Raw genomic sequence first — 16502 nt, forward strand, 5'->3', positions numbered from 1 at the left:
CCCATCCCGAACAGGACCGTGAAACAACTTTGCGCCGATGATAGTGCTGCAACCAGTGTGAAAGTAGGTTATCGTCAGGCTTGTTATTCGCAGTAGAGAAAAACCCGTCAAGCAATTGGCGGGTTTTTTTTCGTTTGACGCTTTTATCGCTATAAAAGCCCACTTTTAGTCCCATCTTCAGGCAAATTGCTATATAATTCGCCTCCTCAGATCAGATGGTTTGCTGCCCCGTTGGGAGCAGGCTGTTGAAAAAGTTATGCCTGATGACCATAGCAAGTTGGTCCCACCCCTTCCCATCCCGAACAGGACCGTGAAACAACTTTGCGCCGATGATAGTGCTGCAACCAGTGTGAAAGTAGGTTATCGTCAGGCTTGTTATATAAAAAAACCCCGCGTGTGCGGGGTTTTTTTTCGTCTGCAGCATTCATCGGATCAGATGCCCCAGGTGATGCTTTCATTTTCCGCCTTGGCCGAGCGCAGCATTTCCATCAAGGGATAGGCGCGCTGCGAAAAATGCACTTTTTGCGCGCGCGCATGAGCGCCCGTTTCGCCATCTTCCAGGGTTTCCGGGGTATGTGCATCGTGTTCGATGTCGTTTTCCGGATGCAATTTGCTTTCCGCGACTTCTTTTTCCAGCAGGGCCAGGGCATCGCCCGCTTCCGCTGGCGTGATGACGCCGCGCGTGGGGTTCTTGTGCAGGATGTCGAGGATGCGTTGGGCATGTTCCTGGTACATCAGCACTTCTGGGGAGGATTTGGATTTGAATGAGATCAACATAAGCGCTTTCTGAAACTTGTTGTTAGTGTCGAAACAATATCACGACTTGAAATGTCGCACAGGCCGTCCGATTGCCCGGATTGCACATTTGCAAGCCGGACACGCCCATCTGTTGGACACCGCACGCATTTACAAGAGCTTGTTTATCGTGAAAACACCCGTTTAAGCGATCGTTAAGTCTCAATCCAGTTTCACGGAGTCCATGAAGGTGTCGATGGTGTCACGCGACAGCTTGCTTTCTTCACCGAGAATGATGACCTGGAAGATGCGTTTGTCCTGCGCCACAAAACGGCCGACCAGCAGGATGGGCTTGCCCTGCTGCGTCCCCGTCGCTTCGATGCTCAGCGAACTGCGTTGATGGCTGCCGGCCGCCGTGCTGCTGGCCGCCGAGGCCGATTTTTCGCTGCGCACGGTACCGTTGATATTTTTCAGCAGGGCCGTCTGCATGGCGGGCAGGGCCGCTTGCGCCTGTTCTGCGCTGTCGAGCACGGCGCTGCCAATGGCGAAGGTATTGCCATCGACCTCGCTGGCCGTCATGGTCAGGCTGACTTTCTTGCCATCGAGATCGATCTCGCGCGTCAGCACGGCCGGCTTGCCTGGAAACAGGGCCGTGAACTGGGCATCGGGGCTGCGATAGTCGCGCCAGTCGAATTTCGGACTACAGGCGGACAGGACGCTGGCAGCCGCGAGCGTCGCCAGGACGAAGGAAAGTGATATTTTTTTCATCAGCAGATGGTAGCAGCGCCGTCCATCACGCGCAATCGCGCACGCGTGGGGCTCATTGGGCGCCTTATATTTCACGCAGTACGCGCCGGTACTGGATCGCTTCGGCAACATGCGGCTGCGCGATGGCCGGGCTGTCCGCCAGGTCCGCGATGCTGCGCGCCACGCGCAGTACCCGGTGGTAGGTGCGCGCGGACCAGTGCAGGCGCGTCATGGCGCCATGCAGCAACTGTTCGCCATGCGTTTCAAGGCGACAATGCTGCTCGATTTCCGTGTTGCTCAGCCGCTGGTTTGATTTTCCCTGGCGCGCCAGCTGCAAGGCATAGGCTGCCGCTACCCGCGTGGCGATCCGCTGCGTGCATTCTCCGGCACCGGCCTGCCGGCCCAGCGCGGCCGGCGGCATGGCGGCCACTTCAATCTGCAGGTCGATACGGTCGAGCAGCGGGCCGGACAGGCGATTGTGATAGCGCAGCACGGCGTCTGGCGTACAGCGGCAACGGCCGGAAGCGTGCCCCAGATAGCCGCACGGGCAGGGATTCATGGCGGCGATCAGTTGAAAGCGGGCAGGAAACTCGGCCTGGCGGGCCGCGCGTGAAATGCTGATCACGCCCGATTCCATGGGCTGGCGCAGCACATCGAGTACCCGGCGCTGGAATTCGGCAATTTCATCGAGAAACAGCACTCCGCAGTGGGCCAGCGAGATTTCTCCCGGGCGCGGCACGTTGCCGCCACCCACCAGTGCCACGCCGGATGCTGTCTGGTGCGGGGCACGATAGGGCCGCCGTTTCCAGTGTTCCACCTTGAAGTGGCCGCCCAGCGAATGCACGGCAGCCGATTCCAGCGCTTCTGCATCGCTCATGGGTGGCAGCACGCCGGGAAAGCGGCTGGCCAGCATGGTCTTGCCTGCGCCTGGCGGCCCCACCATCAAGACGTTGTGACCGCCCGCTGCCGCCACTTCCAGTGCCCGCCGCGCCTGCTGCTGCCCCTGCACGTCGACAAAGTCGGGGTACGGAAAAGCGTGCGCTGCCAGCACGGGCTGGTGACGTTGCAGGGCGGTCTGGCTGGTATGCGCGGCAAAATGTGCGCAGACCTCGAGCAGGCTGTGGGCGGGATAGATGCAGGCATCGCCGACGAGAGCGGCCTCGTCCGCGTTCGCCTGCGGCAGGATGAAGGCGCGTGGCGCGCCCGACTGGCTGCGCTGCATGGCAAAGGTCATGGCCAGGGCGCCGCGGATGGGACGCAACTGGCCTGAGAGCGACAGTTCGCCCGCGAATTCATAGTGATGTAATTGATCGCCCGGCAATTGGCCGGAGGCGGCCAGGATGCCCAGTGCAATGGGCAAGTCGAAGCGGCCCGATTCCTTGGGCAAGTCTGCTGGTGCCAGATTGGCCGTGATGCGCCGCGCCGGCATTTCAAAGCCGCAGTTTTGCAACGCGGCACGAACACGGTCGCGCGATTCCTTCACTTCCGTATCCGGCAAGCCGACAATCGTAAACGAAGGCAAGCCGTTGGCAAGGTGGACTTCGACACTTACCTCGGGCGCCTCCATGCCGGCCAGGGCGCGGCTTTTCAGGACGGCCAGGCTCATCAGACTCCCCTGTAGCGCGGGCGCGGGCAGGATCAGTCTAGCGCTAGAAACGCCGCCAGGCTTGAGGTATGCCAGCAAGGCCGTCAATAACGGGCCCTGCCGGCCGCAGTTTACGCCTTGGTGTCGTTCAGGCGCGTTTCCAGTTCGATCAGGCGCAATTCCAGTGCGTCCAGTTTGGCGCGGGTCTTGGCCAGTACTTGCGCCTGGATATCGAATTCCTCGCGCGTGACGAGATCGAGGCGGGCGAAGCCCTGGGTCATCATCGACTTCACGTTTTTCTCGATATCCTTGGCCGGCGAGTTTTCGATGGCTTGATGGATCTTGCCTTGCAAATCGTTAAAGAAGGTATTCATGTCCATGGTCAGTCCTTTTATGGTGCGGCCTGTGCATCGCACCATTGCGGTGCACAGCGGCGTTAATCTGGTGCGAATCTGGGCAAATTCACAATGCTTTAGCAGCCCGTACCCGCATGCCCAGAGGCTTGCAGGGTATGTATGGCCGGAAACGCACCTGTCAAGGTGGCAATGGAGCTGGCACGTATTCTGCTAAAGAAGGTATGAACGCTTTGTGATCTCCAGCCAAGATTTTAAACCTCAACCGCTTTAAAAGTTCAATAAAAGGGAATCGCCATGAAGAATCTGTCCAAGAACATGACTTTAGCTGCAGCGTTGACGCTGGCCATGACCGCCATGTGCGGTAGCGCCATGGCCCAGGATGCAGTGGCGGCGCCTGCTGCGGCCGAAGCCGTGCCTGATAACGTGGTGAGCTATAACGTGGCGCTGACCAGCGACTACCGTTACCGCGGCCTGTCGCAAAGCCGCTTGAAACCGGCCATCAGCGGCGGCGCCGACTATACCCATAACCCGACGGGCCTGTATGTGGGCACCTGGTTGTCGAGTATCAAATGGATCAAGGATGGCGGCGGCGACACCAATCTGGAATGGGATATCTACGGCGGCAAGCGGGGCGAGATCAGCAAGGATTTTACCTATGACGTGGGCGGCCTGTACTATTTCTATCCCTCGAATGGACTGAGCACCAATGCCAACACCTTCGAGCTGTACGGCCAACTCGGCTATGGCCCGATATATGTCAAATACTCGCATTCGACGACGAATCTGTTCGGTGTCGCCGACAGCAAGAACAGCGGCTACCTCGATGTGGGTGCCAACGTCGAGGTGCATGATGGCTACATGCTGAACCTGCATGTCGGACGTCAGAAGGTCGAGCACAATGATTCCCTCAGCTACAGCGATTACAAGATTGGCGTGACCAAGGACTTCGGCGTGGCGACCGTTTCCCTGGCGGCCGTCAAGGCCAATAACGTATCGCTGGCTCCGAACGGCAAGAATCTGGCGAAATCCGGTCTCGTGCTGACCGTGTCCAAAACCTTTTAAGCGAGACTGCCATGAAAATGATTACTGCAATCATTAAACCGTTCAAACTGGACGAAGTACGCGAAGCTTTGTCGGCTATCAATGTGCAAGGCATTACCGTCACGGAAGTCAAAGGCTTCGGCCGCCAGAAAGGCCACACGGAACTCTACCGTGGCGCCGAGTATGTCGTTGATTTCTTGCCAAAGACCAAGATCGAAGCGGCCGTCGATGACGCCATTGTCGACCAGGCCATCGAAGCGATCGAAGGTGCCGCGCGTACCGGTAAAATCGGTGATGGCAAGATTTTCGTCTACAACCTGGAACAGGTCATCCGCATCCGTACCGGTGAAACCGGCAACGAAGCGCTCTAAGGGGAATATTGATGCATAAAAATATAACAAAATTGCTAGCTGGGATAGCCTGCCTGTGTGCGTTTGGCATTGCCACGCCAAGCTTTGCCGATGCGCCCGCCAAGACGGAGGCGGCCACAACCACGGCCGTCGCCGCTCCCGCCGTCACGCCGGTTCCTGACGCAGCGCCGGCCGCCGCCGCTCCGCCCCCCGCTGCTGCAGCACCAGCCGCCGCGCCTGTCGCCAACAAGGGCGACACCAGTTTCATGATGATCAGCACCTTGCTGGTGATCTTGATGACGATCCCCGGCCTGGCCCTGTTCTACGGCGGGCTGGTGCGCTCGAAAAACATGCTGTCGGTGCTGATGCAGGTGTTCATGGTGTTCGCGCTGGTCATCGTGCTGTGGTGTATCTACGGCTACTCGATCGCCTTCACGGAAAAAACCGCCTTCTTCGGTGGCTTCGACCGCCTGTTCCTGAATGGTATCTGGGATCCGGCCAAAGGTACGTTTGCCGCCGCCGCCACTTTCAGCAAGGGCGTCGTCATTCCCGAGTTCGTCTTCGTTGCTTTCCAGGGCACGTTTGCCGCCATCACCTGCGCACTGATCGTCGGCGCCTTTGCCGAGCGCGCCAAGTTTTCCGCCGTGCTGGCCTTCGTCGTGCTGTGGTTCACGTTCGCCTACCTGCCTGCAGCCCACATGGTGTGGTTCTGGACCGGTCCTGACCTGATCACCAGCGCCGCCACCTCGGCCAGCGAAGCCCTGAAGGCGGGCTGGATCTGGCAAAAAGGCGCGCTGGACTTCGCCGGCGGCACCGTGGTGCACATCAATGCCGCTGTCGCCGGCTTGGTGGGCGCCATCATGATCGGCAAACGCGTCGGCTACGGCCGCGAATCGATGGCACCGCACTCGCTGACGATGACCATGATCGGCGCGTCGCTGCTGTGGGTGGGCTGGTTCGGTTTCAATGCCGGTTCCTCGATGGAAGCGGGCGACGTGGCTGCCCTGGCCTTCGTCAACACCTTGCTGGCAACGGCCGCCGCCACCCTGTCGTGGGTGTTTGGCGAGTGGATCAGCAAAGGCAAGCCTTCCATGCTCGGTGGCGCGTCCGGCGCCGTGGCCGGCCTGGTGGCGATCACCCCGGCGGCCGGCTTTGTCGGCCCGATGGGCGGCCTGGTCATCGGCTTGCTGGCCGGTGTCGTCTGCCTGTGGGGCGTGAATGGCCTGAAACGCCTGATCGGCGCCGACGATTCGCTCGACGTGTTCGGCGTGCATGGCGTGGGCGGTATCCTCGGTGCCTTGCTGACGGGTGTGTTTGCTGCGCCACAACTGGGCGGCCAGGGCGTTTTCGACTATGTCACCAACAAGATGTCGGCGGATCCGTACTCGATCGGCCACCAGGTGTGGGTGCAGGCGCAAGCGGTCGGCACCACCATCCTCTGGTCGGCCATCGTCTCCGTTATCGCCTATAAACTGGTCGACATCGTCATCGGCCTGCGCGTACCGGAAGAAGAAGAGCGCGAAGGCCTCGATATCACCAGCCACGGCGAGCAAGCGTATCATGGCTAAATAGGCATTATCTGGCATGCCAGCGCCCCGGCGCGGCATGTCCGGCTGGAAAAGGCACCTCATTGAGGTGCCTTTTTTTCGTTGTGGGAATGTAAAAGGTCTTTAAAACAAGGCTTTTGCCCCGATTTGGGGTACTTACACGGTAATATAGTCGGCAGTTCTGTGTGCTTTTTTGAATACTGCACATAATTTAAGGATGTAACTATGGTTCCCCATCTCGTCACGGCCCTGACCGGACCGCTGCTCGACCTCGAAAAAAAGATTCTGGCCGCGACGCCGGCCATTGAGCGCTGGTTTCGCATGGAGTGGCAAGAACACACGCCACCCTTCTATTGCTCGGTAGACTTGCGTAACGCCGGCTACAAGCTGGCGCCCGTCGATACCAATCTGTTCCCAGGCGGTTTCCATAACCTGGCCACGGAAATGCTGCCCTTGTCCGTGCAGGCGGCCATGGCCGCCATCGACAAGTATTGCCCGGACGCCCGCAACCTGCTGATCGTGCCGGAATTGCACAACACTACGCCGCAGTACCTGCAGAACGTGGCGCGCCTGATGCAGATCTTCCGCCAGACGGGGCTGCACGTGCGTTTCGGCTCCTGGTCGCCCGACATCACCCAGCCGACACCCTTGGCGTTGCCAGATGGCAACATGCTCGTCATCGAGCCGCTCGTGCGTCTGAACAATGGCCGCCGCCTGGGCTTGAAGGATTTCGACCCGTGCACGATTCTGCTGAATAACGACTTGTCAGACGGCATCCCCGATATCTTGCAAAATATTCATGAGCAAAGCCTGCTGCCGCCCTTGCATGCGGGCTGGGCCCTGCGCCGCAAGAGCAACCACTACACGGCTTACGATGAAGTGGTGAAAAAATTCGGCAAGATGATCGATGTCGATCCGTGGATGCTCAATCCCTTCCACGCCAAGTGCAGCGACGTCAACTTCCAGGAAGGCGAGGGCGAAGACGCGCTGGCCGCCAGCGTCGACGTGCTGCTGGCCAAGATCCGCAAGAAATACAAGGAATACGGCATCAAGGAAAAGCCTTTCGTCATCGTCAAGCCCGATGCGGGCACGTATGGCACGGGCATCATGACGGTGCGCGACGCCAGCGAAGTGCGCGACCTGTCGCGCAAGCAGCGTGACAAGATGTCCATCGTCAAGGATGGCAAAGTCGTCACCGACGTGATCATCCAGGAAGGCGTGCCGACCTTTGAAAGCATCAAGGATGCCGTGGCCGAGCCGGTCGTCTACATGATCGACCGCTACGTGGTGGGCGGTTTCTACCGCGTACATGCTGAGCGTGGCGTGGACCAGAACCTGAACGCGCCCGGTTCGCAGTACGTGCCGCTGGCATTTGCCCAGCAGCATGCCGTGCCAGACTTGAAGGCCAAGCCGGGCACGGCCGCGCCGAACCGCTTCTACGTGTATGGCGTGGTGGCGCGCCTGGCCTTGCTGGCCGCGTCGCTGGAAATGGAGCGCACGGACCCGAATCCCGAGGTGTATTGATCCACCAATGAGGCTTGCCGGGCGCGGCGACTACCGCGCCTGGCGATCTCGGCTAGAATCAAGCATTCCTTATCCAGGCTCCCCGATTGGACGCACCATGAAAATTGCATTCCTTGCCGACCCGCTGGCAGGCTTCAAGACTTACAAAGATTCCACCTTCGCCATGATGCGCGAGGCGGCCAAACGCGGCCATGCCGTGTACGCCTTCGAACAAAAGGACATGGCGCTGGAAGAGGGCATCGTCACGGCACGGGTACAGCACATCGAGCTGACGGGCGACGAACACGACTGGTACAAGGTGGTCTCCACCGAGGAAGTGCGCCTGTCGGCCCTGGACGCCATCATCGAGCGCAAGGATCCGCCGTTCGACATGGAATACGTGTACGGCACGTATCTGCTGGAGCTGGCGGAAAAGCAGGGCGCTTGCGTCTTCAACAAGCCGTCCGCCATCCGCGACAACAATGAAAAACTGGCCATCGCCCAGTTTTCCGAATTCACTTCGCCGACCCTGGTGACGTCGAACGAAGCGCGCCTGCGCGCCTTCCACGCCAAGCACCAGGACGTCATCTTCAAGCCGCTCGACGGCATGGGCGGCACGGGCATCTTCCGCGTCAAGGCCGATGGCCTGAACCTGGGCGCCATCATCGAGACCCTGAGCGAGAACGGCGCGCAAACCATCATGGCGCAGCGGTTTATCCCCGACATCGACAAGGGCGACAAGCGCATCCTCGTCATCGGCGGCAAGCCGGTGCCATTTTCGCTGGCGCGCATCCCGCAGGCGGGCGAAGTGCGGGGCAACCTGGCCGCCGGCGGCACGGGCGTGGCGCAGCCATTGACGGCGCGCGACCTGGAAATCGCTGAAAAGCTGGGTCCGATCCTGGCCGCGCGCGGCCTGATGCTGGTAGGATTGGACGTGATCGGCGACTATCTGACGGAAGTCAATGTCACCAGCCCGACCTGCTTCCAAGAAATCATGCAGCAGACGGGTTTTGACGTGGCTGCCATGTTTGTCGACGCCGTCGAGCATGGCGTTGCGCAAACACAGCAGCGCTAGAAAGTGGAATGACTATGGTAGGGATTTTGCTCATGACACATGCACCGCTGGGACAGGCATTCATCGCCGCTTGCGCGCATGTGTTTCGCGGGCCAACGGAACGTTTTGAAGCCATCGACGTCGTCGCCGACCAGGACCTGGCGGAAGTGCAGAAGCTGGCGTCGGACGCCATCTGCCGCCTCGATGACGGCTCCGGCGTGCTGGTGATTACCGACGTGAAGGGCGGCACGCCGTCGAACTGCTGCAACAAGCTGGCCGATGCGGGTCGGGTGGAAGTCATCGCCGGCATCAGCCTGCCGATGCTGCTGCGCGCCATCACGTATCGCCGCGACACGCTCGACGTGGTGGTGGAGATGGCGCTGGCCGGCGCGCAAAGCGGCGCCGTGCGCGTCGATAACCGCATCCGCGTGGGCGAATAAGGAAGTACATGGCCGCCGCCCTGAAGGCGGCGGGTTTTATAGGCCAAGATTGTCATCAGCGTAGTGCATTCAGGGATAGAGACCATACAAAAATGATTCAAAAAGAACTCGAAATCATCAACAAGCTGGGATTGCACGCACGCGCTTCCGCCAAATTTACCCAGCTCGCCGCCAAGTTCAAGAGCGACGTCTGGCTGACCCGCAACGCGCGCCGCATCAACGCCAAGTCCATCATGGGCGTGATGATGCTGGCCGCCGGCAAGGGCGCGAAAGTGACCCTGGAAGCCGAGGGCGATGATGAGCTGGCATGTGTCGATGCGCTCACCGCCCTGATTAATGACAGGTTTGGCGAAGGCGAGTAATGCCCGCCGAACGCAGCCGCAGCCGCATTCCGACAGGTCACCCCATGGCATCTTTCACGCTCCACGGCATCCCGGTCTCCCGCGGCATCGCCATTGGCCGCGCGCATCTGCTGGCGCCGGCCGCCCTTGACGTCAAACATTACCTGGTCGCCCAGGAACAGATCGAAGCGGAAGTCCAGCGCCTGCAAAGCGCCATCGCCACCGTCCACAAGGAACTGCAAACCCTGTGGAACGAGCTGCCCAAGGATGCGCCCACGGAACTGGGCGCCTTCATCGACGTGCACGCGCTGATCCTGTCCGATCCGATGATTTCCGAAGCGCCGCTCGACATCATCCGCAAGCGCCACTACAACGCCGAATGGGCGCTGCTCACGCAGATCGATGAATTGTCGGCCCAGTTCGACGAAATCGAAGACCCGTACCTGCGCGAACGCAAGGCCGACATCCAGCAGGTGGCCGAACGCGTCTTGAAAGTCTTGCTGGGCACCGAGCAGCTGTTGCCCAAGGCGGCCGCCGAAGATGAATTGATGGCGCAGATGATCGTCGTCGCGCACGACATCTCGCCGGCCGACATGCTGCAGTTCCGCGACCGTTCCTTCATCGGCTTCATCACCGACGTGGGCGGGCAGAACTCGCACACGGCCATCGTCGCGCGCAGCCTGGATATCCCGGCCGCCGTCGGCATGTCGCAGGCGTCGATGCTGATCGAGCAGGACGACTGGCTGATCATCGACGGCGATGCCGGCGTCGTCATCGCCAACCCCAGCGCCCTGGTGCTGGAACAGTACCGCGAGCGCCAGACGGCCATGCAGCGCGCGCGCAAAAAGCTGGGCAAGCTGAAAAAGACGCCGGCCGTGACCAAATGCGGCACGCCCATCACCCTGCTGGCGAATATCGAGTTGCCCGAGGATTGCCCGTTTGCGCTGGAATCGGGCGCCAGCGGCGTGGGCCTGTTCCGCTCCGAATTCCTGTTCATGGGCCGCGCCCACAAGATTCCCACCGAGGACGAGCAGTTCGAAGCTTACCGCAACACGGTGCAGTCGATGAAGGGACGCGTGGTGACGATCCGCACCTTGGACATCGGCGCCGACAAGCCGCTCGACCAGGCCGACCATACGGCATTGAATCCCGCCCTGGGCTTGCGCGCCATCCGTTACTGCCTGGCCGAGCCGCAACTGTTCCTGACGCAGCTGCGGGCCATTTTGCGCGCCTCCGCCTTTGGCAAGGTGCGCATCCTGATTCCCATGCTGGCGCATGCGTTCGAGATCGACCAGTCGCTGGCCATGATCGCGCAAGCCAAGGCCAGCCTGCGCGAGGAGGGCGTCAAGTTCGACGACGAGGTCGAAGTGGGCGCCATGATCGAGATCCCGGCCGCGGCGCTGGCCCTGCCCATGTTTGTCAAACGCATGGATTTCCTGTCGATCGGCACGAATGACTTGATCCAGTACACGCTGGCCATCGACCGCGTCGATTATGAGGTGGCGCATTTGTACAATCCGCTGCACCCGGCCGTGCTGCAACTGATCTCCATGACGATCGCCGCCGGCCACAAGGCGGGCATCGACGTGGCCGTCTGCGGCGAAATGGCGGGCGATGTGAAGCTCACGCGCTTGCTGCTGGGCATGGGGCTGCGCGAGTTTTCCATGCACCCGGCGCAACTATTGGCGGTCAAGCAAGAGATCCTCAACAGCGACCTGGGCCTGATTGCGCCACAAATGCGCAAAATTATGCGCTCCATGGAACCAAATGTGATCGCGGAAGCCGTACAACAGTTGCAGCTCATGTAAACTGTCACCCTATCGGCATCAGGACACATCGCGCGCGGCAAGATGTGTCCTGATGCTAAAGTTGCAGCACCTATCATCGCGGTGCTGCATCGACTATGGCCCGTGGGGCCAACTTCCTTTTATAAACCGACACACATGTCATCCATTGGAATCGTTTCGCCGCAAACCATGTATTTTGCGCAACCCTTGCAGCTGCAAAGCGGAGCATCGCTGCAAGACTATATGTTGATGTATGAAACCTACGGCACCCTGAACGCCGACAAATCGAACGCGGTGCTGGTCTGCCACGCCCTGAACGCCTCGCACCACGTGGCCGGCGTCTACGCGGACGAACCGAAAAGCACGGGCTGGTGGGACAATATGGTTGGTCCCGGCAAACCGCTCGATACCAACAAATTCTTCGTCATCGGCGTCAACAACCTGGGTTCCTGCTTCGGTTCGACGGGCCCCATGCACACCAATCCCGCCACCGGCAAGCCGTATGGCGCCTCCTTCCCCGTCGTCACGGTGGAAGACTGGGTCAGCGCGCAGGCGCGCCTGGCCGATGAACTGGGCGTCAGGCAGTTTGCCGCCGTGATGGGGGGATCCCTGGGCGGCATGCAGGCGCTGGCGTGGAGCATCATGTTCCCCGAGCGCCTGCGCCACTGCGTGGTAATCGCCTCGACGGCCAAGCTGTCGGCGCAGAATATCGCCTTCAATGACGTGGCGCGCCAGGCCATCCTGTCCGATCCCGATTACCATGGCGGCGATTTCTATGCCCATGGCGTGGTGCCGAAGAACGGCTTGCGCGTGGCGCGCATGGTGGGCCACATCACGTATCTGTCGAACGATGACATGGCCGAGAAATTCGGCCGCAAGCTGCGCGACGCGGCGCAGACGGGCGACTACAAATTCGGCTTCGGCATCGACTTCGAGATCGAATCGTATCTGCGCTACCAGGGCGACAAGTTTTCCGAATACTTCGACGCCAACACGTATCTCTTGATCACCAAGGCGCTCGATTATTTCGATCCGGCGCGCGCGCATGGCGGCGACCTGGCCAAGGCCCTGTCGGGCACGAAGGCCAAGTTCTTCCTTGCCTCGTTTTCCACCGACTGGCGCTTTTCGCCCGAGCGCAGCCGGGAGATTGTGGAAGCGCTCGTATGCAACCGCCGCCAGGTCACGTATGCGGAAATCGATGCGCCGCACGGCCACGACGCCTTCCTGCTGGAAGATGCGCGCTACATGAACATGGTGCGCGCCTATTATGGCCAGGTATGGAACGACATCGGGGCGGGCTTGCCCGCTCCTGCACAGCACACCGCCGTCCGCCAGGGCGCGAAGGAGACCGCATGACTTTTGACGAATTGAGCGCGCTGCGCCCCGACCTGGCCTTCATCGCCCACTGGGTGCCGAACAACGCGCATGTGCTGGACGTGGGCTGCGGCGAAGGCGTGATGCTGCAGTATCTGCAAAGCGACAAGGAGTGCAGCGGCTACGGCATCGAGATCGCCGATGACAAGGTACTGGCCAGTACCGTGCGCGGCGTCAACGTGATCCAGCAAGACATGGAGAAGGGCCTGGCCATCTTTGGCGACAACAGCTTCGATACGGTGCTATGCCTGTCGTCCTTGCAGATGATGAAGCAGGTCGAGCCGCTGCTGCGCGACATCGTGCGCGTGGGCGCCGAGGCCATCGTCTCGTTCCCCAACTTCGCCTACTGGCCGCACCGCGTGGCGCTGCTCAAGGGCCGCATGCCCGTGTCGAAATCGCTGCCTTACCAGTGGTATGACACGCCCAACGTACGCTGCGCAACCATCAATGACTTCCGCGAGCTGGCCGAGGAATGCGGCCTGGAAGTGATCGAATGCGTGGCCCTGGCCGAAGGCAAGATGGTCTCCGTGCTGCCGAACCTGCGCGGCGACCTGGCCGTCTTCCGCCTGCGTAAAAAAGCGGTGCATTGATGACCACAAGCCCGGCGCCAGGCTGGCGTTCCTATGCCAATGGCCGCATGCTGGCCGTGCTGGTGCTGGGCTTCAGTTCCGGCCTGCCCCTGTTCATCCTGCTGTACCTGCTGCAGGCATGGCTGGCCAAGTCGGGCTTGAACGTCAAGGCGCTGGGGCTGTTCGCCCTGGTGCAGTTCCCGTACATCTGGAAATTCCTGTGGGCGCCCCTGATGGACCGCTACCGCATCCTGGGACTGGGACGCCGGCGCGGCTGGATGGCCCTGACGCAAGTGGCGCTGTTCTTTTCCATCGGCGGCATGGGCATGCTCGATCCGCTCACGCAGATCGGCCTGATCGCGGCCGCCGCCGGCGGCGTGGCCTTTCTGTCGGCCAGCCAGGATATCGTCATCGACGCCTACCGGCGCGAAATCCTCAGCGATAACGAGCAGGGCCTGGGCGCCGCCGTCATCGTCAACGCGTATAAAGTGGCGGGCATGGTGCCGGGTGCGCTGTCGCTGATCCTGGCCGACCGCATGCCGTGGCAGCCCGTTTTCTGGATCACGGCCGCCTTCATGCTGCCAGGCCTCGTGTGCACCTTGCTGATCAGGGAGCCGACCGTGTATGGCTCGCCGCCGAAGACCATGCGCGAAGCGATCATCTTGCCGTTCCAGGAGTTCATCGCGCGAGATGGTTGGCGTAACGCAATGTGGATCCTCGCCTTCGTATTACTCTACAAAATCGGCGACAGCATGGCCACGGCGCTGGCGACGAAGTTTTATCTCGACCTGGGTTTTTCCATGACGCAGATCGGCCTGGCCGCCAATACCACGGGTTTCTGGGCCAGCCTGGCCGGCGGCGTGGTGGGCGGCATCTGGATGCTCAAGCTGGGCATCAACCGGGGCCTGTGGGTGTTTGGCGCGCTGCAGGCCATCGCCATCCTCGGATTCGCCTGGCTGGCGCAGGCGGGGCCGAATACCATGCTATTGAGCGCCGTGATCGGCTTCGAAGCTTTCGCCAGCCTGGGCCTGGGTGCGGCCGCCTTTGTCGCGTTCCTGTCGCGCACCACGGACCCGCGCTACACGGCCACGCAATATGCGCTGTTTTCCAGTCTGAGCGCCGTGCCGCGCACCCTGATCAATGCCTCGGTGGGCTTCCTCGTCGCCGAGCTGGGCTGGTTCTCGTTTTTCATCGTTTGCTTCTTCCTGGCCTTCCCGGCCATGATGATGCTGCCTAAAATCGCTCCATGGAGGTCTGCCAATGGCACCAATATCCCTTAAACGTTACACCGTCCTGGCCAGCCTGTGCGCGGCCACCGCGCTGGCGCCCCTATCCGTCTCCGCCCAGCAGGCGACAGTGCAGGATGGCATCAAGGTGCGTCCCTTGTCGACCTCGCGCATCTTTGCCGGCGGCGCCGATTTCAATGCACAGTCGAAGCAGCAATATACGCAGCTGGTCAACGAAGCGAAGGAAAAAAATGCGCTGGTGCCGGACAGCGATCCGCAGGTGAAACGCCTGCGCGCCATCGCCCAGCGCATCATCCCGTTCGCCACGCGCTGGAACGAGGCGGCGGCCAGCTGGAACTGGCAGATCAACCTGCTCAACTCGGACGAGGTCAACGCCTTTTGCATGCCGGGCGGGCAGATCGCCTTTTACAGCGGCATCATCACCAAGCTGAACCTGACCGACGATGAAGTGGCCGTCGTCATGGGCCATGAAATCTCGCACGCCTTGCGCGAACATTCGCAGGCGCAGGCCGGCAAGGGCAACCTGGCCGCCGTCGGCGCCAAGCTGGCCGGCGCCGGCCTGTCGGCCTGGCTCGGCGTCGACCCGAATCTGACCAGTACCGCCACGAATATGGCGGCCAAGGGGGTGATGCTGAAATTCTCGCGCGACGATGAACGCGAAGCGGACCTGATCGGCATGGACCTGGCCGCGCGCGCCGGCTTCGATCCGCGCGCCGGCGTGGTGCTGTGGCAGAAGATGGCGGCCGTGAGCGCGGGCGCGCCGCCAGAATTCCTCTCGACCCACCCGTCGGGCAAGGACCGCATCTCGCAGATGAACAGCCACATGACGCAAGTGCTGCCCCTGTACGCGCGCAGCAAGGGCGTCAGCGTGGACGCCTTGCCGCCATACCGCAGCAACGCCATCGCGCAGCGCTAGGATGTCGAACCGCCACATCGCCGCACCCTTGCCCATGCGCGACGGTGTGGCGCCCAGCTACCTGTGGCTGCCGGAAGGGCAGTGGCCCGACATGCTGGCGTTTCTGCTCGAGCGCTATCCGCAGATCAGCGCCACGCAATGGCGGGACCGCATGGCGCGCGGCGAAGTGGTCAACGGTGACGGCGCCGTGCTGGCGCCCGACAGCGCATACCGGCGCGGCATGCGCATTTTTTACTACCGCGAGCTGGAGCGCGAAACGCCGATCCCCTTCCAGGAAGCGATCCTGTTCCAGGACGAGCATTTGATCGTGGTCGACAAGCCGCACTTCCTGCCCATGACACCGGCCGGGCGTTTCGTGCAGGAGACCCTGCTGACGCGCCTGAAGAAAAAGCTGGACTGCGCCGAGCTGACGCCGATCCATCGCCTTGACCGCGAGACGGCCGGCGTGGTGATTTTTTCGCGCCAGATCGCCAGCCGCGGCGCGTATCAATCGCTGTTCCAGCGCCGCGAAGTGCGCAAGACGTACGAGGCGCTGGCGCCGCGCCTCGATGGCCGCGATTTTCCATTTGCCTACCGCAGCCGCATGGTCGAAGGCGCGCAGTTTTTTCTCATGCGCGAGGAAGCAGGCGAGCCGAATTCGGAAACCATCATCGACGTGATCGAAGAGCGCGGCGATGTGAGCCTGTACCGGCTGCAGCCGCACACGGGGCGCAAGCATCAATTGCGCGTGCACCTGGCCTCGCTGGGCATCCCCATCGTCAACGATGCGTTTTACCCGGTGGCCCTGCCGTGCAAGGAAGACGACATGTCGCAGCCCTTGCAGCTGCTGGCGCGGGCCATCGAATTTGCCGACCCGTTGACGGGCGAGATGCGCCACTTTGAAAGCCGGCGCGTGCTCGCGTAACCCACA

General features: G+C 61.3%; 17 protein-coding genes and 1 rRNA gene. 14 read left to right on the forward strand and 4 right to left on the reverse strand.

Annotated features, from left to right (window positions below):
• Positions 1-259: 259 nt before the first annotated feature.
• Positions 260-372 (forward strand): 5S ribosomal RNA (gene rrf, locus BLT98_RS25225).
• A gap of 60 nt (positions 373-432) precedes the next feature.
• Here rrf and BLT98_RS25230 read toward each other — a convergent pair.
• The 4 genes from BLT98_RS25230 to BLT98_RS25245 all read right to left on the reverse strand — a co-directional run bounded on the left by BLT98_RS25230 (position 433) and on the right by BLT98_RS25245 (position 3447).
• Entirely contained in the window at positions 433-777 is a 345-nt protein-coding gene (locus BLT98_RS25230; RefSeq protein WP_034749443.1) for a DUF1840 domain-containing protein, read from the reverse strand.
• A 180-nt stretch (positions 778-957) separates the two neighbouring features.
• Positions 958-1503, reverse strand: a complete 546-nt coding sequence (locus tag BLT98_RS25235) for a hypothetical protein (RefSeq protein WP_092612696.1) — start codon at positions 1501-1503, stop codon at positions 958-960.
• Between the two features lie 64 nt (positions 1504-1567).
• The gene (locus tag BLT98_RS25240; protein WP_092612699.1) at positions 1568-3088 is read right to left on the reverse strand and encodes a YifB family Mg chelatase-like AAA ATPase; all 1521 of its coding nucleotides are present in this window, start codon (positions 3086-3088) and stop codon (positions 1568-1570) included.
• A 110-nt stretch (positions 3089-3198) separates the two neighbouring features.
• The gene (locus BLT98_RS25245; protein WP_034749434.1) at positions 3199-3447 is read right to left on the reverse strand and encodes an accessory factor UbiK family protein; all 249 of its coding nucleotides are present in this window, start codon (positions 3445-3447) and stop codon (positions 3199-3201) included.
• 270 nt (positions 3448-3717) lie between these two features.
• Here BLT98_RS25245 and BLT98_RS25250 point away from each other — a divergent pair, with 270 nt between their 5' ends.
• The 13 genes from BLT98_RS25250 to BLT98_RS25310 all read left to right on the forward strand — a co-directional run bounded on the left by BLT98_RS25250 (position 3718) and on the right by BLT98_RS25310 (position 16496).
• Positions 3718-4485 carry a TorF family putative porin gene (locus BLT98_RS25250; protein ID WP_070254362.1) on the forward strand — a complete coding sequence of 256 codons (768 nt, stop codon included), beginning with the start codon at positions 3718-3720 and terminating at the stop codon, positions 4483-4485.
• A gap of 11 nt (positions 4486-4496) precedes the next feature.
• A complete protein-coding gene (locus tag BLT98_RS25255) occupies positions 4497-4835 on the forward strand; it encodes a P-II family nitrogen regulator (RefSeq protein ID WP_010393464.1) in 339 nt (112 codons plus the stop codon).
• An 11-nt stretch (positions 4836-4846) separates the two neighbouring features.
• Entirely contained in the window at positions 4847-6382 is a 1536-nt protein-coding gene (gene amt, locus BLT98_RS25260; RefSeq protein ID WP_092612702.1) for an ammonium transporter, read from the forward strand.
• A 204-nt stretch (positions 6383-6586) separates the two neighbouring features.
• Positions 6587-7885, forward strand: a complete 1299-nt coding sequence (gene gshA, locus BLT98_RS25265; RefSeq protein WP_070254361.1) for a glutamate--cysteine ligase — start codon at positions 6587-6589, stop codon at positions 7883-7885.
• Between the two features lie 97 nt (positions 7886-7982).
• Positions 7983-8939: a glutathione synthase gene (gshB, locus tag BLT98_RS25270; protein ID WP_092612705.1), complete on the forward strand. Its 957-nt coding sequence runs from the start codon at positions 7983-7985 to the stop codon at positions 8937-8939.
• A gap of 14 nt (positions 8940-8953) precedes the next feature.
• A complete protein-coding gene (locus tag BLT98_RS25275) occupies positions 8954-9358 on the forward strand; it encodes a PTS sugar transporter subunit IIA (protein WP_035824452.1) in 405 nt (134 codons plus the stop codon).
• A 92-nt stretch (positions 9359-9450) separates the two neighbouring features.
• Complete coding sequence (locus BLT98_RS25280; RefSeq protein ID WP_070254359.1) at positions 9451-9720, forward strand: HPr family phosphocarrier protein; 270 nt, start codon at positions 9451-9453, stop codon at positions 9718-9720.
• A 44-nt stretch (positions 9721-9764) separates the two neighbouring features.
• Positions 9765-11507, forward strand: a complete 1743-nt coding sequence (ptsP, locus tag BLT98_RS25285; RefSeq protein ID WP_034785303.1) for a phosphoenolpyruvate--protein phosphotransferase — start codon at positions 9765-9767, stop codon at positions 11505-11507.
• Between the two features lie 135 nt (positions 11508-11642).
• Positions 11643-12842, forward strand: a complete 1200-nt coding sequence (locus BLT98_RS25290) for a homoserine O-succinyltransferase MetX (RefSeq protein WP_071653281.1) — start codon at positions 11643-11645, stop codon at positions 12840-12842.
• Entirely contained in the window at positions 12839-13450 is a 612-nt protein-coding gene (metW, locus tag BLT98_RS25295) for a methionine biosynthesis protein MetW (RefSeq protein ID WP_034784683.1), read from the forward strand. The genes BLT98_RS25290 and metW overlap by 4 nt, the downstream gene beginning before the upstream one ends.
• Complete coding sequence (locus tag BLT98_RS25300; protein WP_092612708.1) at positions 13450-14709, forward strand: AmpG family muropeptide MFS transporter; 1260 nt, start codon at positions 13450-13452, stop codon at positions 14707-14709. Before metW ends, BLT98_RS25300 begins: the two co-directional genes overlap by 1 nt.
• Positions 14690-15592 (forward strand): M48 family metallopeptidase, encoded by a 903-nt coding sequence (locus BLT98_RS25305; protein ID WP_070278329.1) that lies wholly within the window; start codon positions 14690-14692, stop codon positions 15590-15592. The genes BLT98_RS25300 and BLT98_RS25305 overlap by 20 nt, the downstream gene beginning before the upstream one ends.
• A gap of 1 nt (position 15593) precedes the next feature.
• Entirely contained in the window at positions 15594-16496 is a 903-nt protein-coding gene (locus tag BLT98_RS25310) for a pseudouridine synthase (protein ID WP_092612712.1), read from the forward strand.
• The last annotated feature ends 6 nt before the right edge of the window (positions 16497-16502 follow it).

The sequence above is a fragment of the Janthinobacterium sp. YR213 genome, from assembly GCF_900099875.1.
Lineage (GTDB): Bacteria > Pseudomonadota > Gammaproteobacteria > Burkholderiales > Burkholderiaceae_D > Janthinobacterium > Janthinobacterium lividum.

What these genes read in the sequence shown, in the direction of transcription:
- BLT98_RS25230 (WP_034749443.1), bottom strand. Translation starts at nt 777, where the DNA reads ATGTTGATCTCATTCAAATCCAAATCCTCCCCAGAAGTGCTGATGTAC.
- BLT98_RS25235 (WP_092612696.1), bottom strand. Translation starts at nt 1,503, where the DNA reads ATGAAAAAAATATCACTTTCCTTCGTCCTGGCGACGCTCGCGGCTGCC.
- BLT98_RS25240 (WP_092612699.1), bottom strand. Translation starts at nt 3,088, where the DNA reads ATGAGCCTGGCCGTCCTGAAAAGCCGCGCCCTGGCCGGCATGGAGGCG.
- BLT98_RS25245 (WP_034749434.1), bottom strand. Translation starts at nt 3,447, where the DNA reads ATGGACATGAATACCTTCTTTAACGATTTGCAAGGCAAGATCCATCAA.
- BLT98_RS25250 (WP_070254362.1), top strand. Translation starts at nt 3,718, where the DNA reads ATGAAGAATCTGTCCAAGAACATGACTTTAGCTGCAGCGTTGACGCTG.
- BLT98_RS25255 (WP_010393464.1), top strand. Translation starts at nt 4,497, where the DNA reads ATGAAAATGATTACTGCAATCATTAAACCGTTCAAACTGGACGAAGTA.
- amt (WP_092612702.1), top strand. Translation starts at nt 4,847, where the DNA reads ATGCATAAAAATATAACAAAATTGCTAGCTGGGATAGCCTGCCTGTGT.
- gshA (WP_070254361.1), top strand. Translation starts at nt 6,587, where the DNA reads ATGGTTCCCCATCTCGTCACGGCCCTGACCGGACCGCTGCTCGACCTC.
- gshB (WP_092612705.1), top strand. Translation starts at nt 7,983, where the DNA reads ATGAAAATTGCATTCCTTGCCGACCCGCTGGCAGGCTTCAAGACTTAC.
- BLT98_RS25275 (WP_035824452.1), top strand. Translation starts at nt 8,954, where the DNA reads ATGGTAGGGATTTTGCTCATGACACATGCACCGCTGGGACAGGCATTC.
- BLT98_RS25280 (WP_070254359.1), top strand. Translation starts at nt 9,451, where the DNA reads ATGATTCAAAAAGAACTCGAAATCATCAACAAGCTGGGATTGCACGCA.
- ptsP (WP_034785303.1), top strand. Translation starts at nt 9,765, where the DNA reads ATGGCATCTTTCACGCTCCACGGCATCCCGGTCTCCCGCGGCATCGCC.
- BLT98_RS25290 (WP_071653281.1), top strand. Translation starts at nt 11,643, where the DNA reads ATGTCATCCATTGGAATCGTTTCGCCGCAAACCATGTATTTTGCGCAA.
- metW (WP_034784683.1), top strand. Translation starts at nt 12,839, where the DNA reads ATGACTTTTGACGAATTGAGCGCGCTGCGCCCCGACCTGGCCTTCATC.
- BLT98_RS25300 (WP_092612708.1), top strand. Translation starts at nt 13,450, where the DNA reads ATGACCACAAGCCCGGCGCCAGGCTGGCGTTCCTATGCCAATGGCCGC.
- BLT98_RS25305 (WP_070278329.1), top strand. Translation starts at nt 14,690, where the DNA reads ATGGCACCAATATCCCTTAAACGTTACACCGTCCTGGCCAGCCTGTGC.
- BLT98_RS25310 (WP_092612712.1), top strand. Translation starts at nt 15,594, where the DNA reads ATGTCGAACCGCCACATCGCCGCACCCTTGCCCATGCGCGACGGTGTG.